We start from the raw sequence: 1,039 nt of genomic DNA, 5'->3' as shown, positions 1-1,039 counted from the left end.
GTCGCGCCCAGCTCACCCGCCACGTCACAGCCGCCCGCGACACCCACCTCCCGCACCCGCCCCGGCTCCGCCTCCATCGTCGTCACCGTCCCCGCCCTGACGCTCCTCGGCGCCGGCGACGAGCCCGCCCTGCTCGACGGTTACGGCCCCATCGACTTCGACACCGCTCGACGGCTGGCCGGCGAGTCCGCCACCTGGACCCGGCTGCTGACGCACCCGCTCACCGGCGTCCCGCTCGCCCTCGACCGCACGTCCTATCGCGTCACGGCCGCTCTACGTCGGTGGCTGGGGGTCACCTCTCCGACGTGCATCTTCCCGGGCTGCGGTCGCGCGGCCCGAGCGTGCGACATCGACCACCTGACCGCGTGGTCCGACGGGGGCACGACGGATGCCGACAATCTCGAACCCGAGTGCCGCCCTCACCACCGCCTGCGTCACGAGACGAAGTGGACCCCGGTTCGCGATCCCGACAGTGGCGATGTGCGCTGGCGATCCCCCCTCGGTCACGAGACAGAGGTCGATCCGCCGCCGTTCTGATCGTTCAGCCGGACTCCCCGGCAGTATTCACCGCCGCCTCGGGCCCTCGACGACAGCAGCCTGTCACTCCCCGTTCCCGCCGACGTCCGCCACCCGTTCGACGAGCACCTCCCACAGCTGCTCGAACCGCGCGTTCCACGGCGTCGCGAAGACACCGGCATGCCACCGGCGTTCCACCTCGTCGAGGGTCACCCATTCGGCATCCTGGACCTCTTCGGGGTCCGGCGTCGGGGTCGGCTCCCCGTCGATGGGCGCCACCCACAGGTCGAACAGCGCGCGCTCCTCGATCACCCGGCCCACCAGCACGAGATCATCGAGCGCGACGCGCAGACCCGTCTCTTCGGCGAGTTCGCGAAGCGCGCCCGCGCGACTCGACTCTCCGCGCAGTGCACTGCCCGCCGGGAACTCCCACGCGAGCGGGTACTCCTTCGACGCCGCGCGCAGGCTCATGAGCACACGTCCGCTCGTCCCCACCAGACAGACGGATGCCACGATGTGGAAC

At 71.3% G+C, this 1,039-nt stretch carries 2 protein-coding genes; one reads left to right on the top strand and one right to left on the bottom strand.

Annotation, left to right across the window (positions count from 1 at the left end; translation table 11 throughout):
• A partial coding sequence (locus tag DBR36_RS13390) for an HNH endonuclease signature motif containing protein (protein ID WP_146185362.1) occupies positions 1-537 on the top strand: 537 nt, incomplete at its 5' end.
• A 63-nt stretch (positions 538-600) separates the two neighbouring features.
• On the opposite strand, the gene DBR36_RS13385 is transcribed toward DBR36_RS13390, so the two are convergent.
• Positions 601-1,039 (bottom strand): NUDIX domain-containing protein (locus DBR36_RS13385; RefSeq protein WP_108320163.1); only part of this gene is annotated, 439 nt, incomplete at its 5' end.

Origin of the sequence: Microbacterium sp. HMWF026 (assembly GCF_003061325.1) — a bacterium.
Taxonomy (GTDB): domain Bacteria; phylum Actinomycetota; class Actinomycetes; order Actinomycetales; family Microbacteriaceae; genus Microbacterium; species Microbacterium testaceum_E.
Note: the sequence above shows the minus strand (reverse complement) of the source record. Positions and strands in the feature narration are given on the sequence as shown.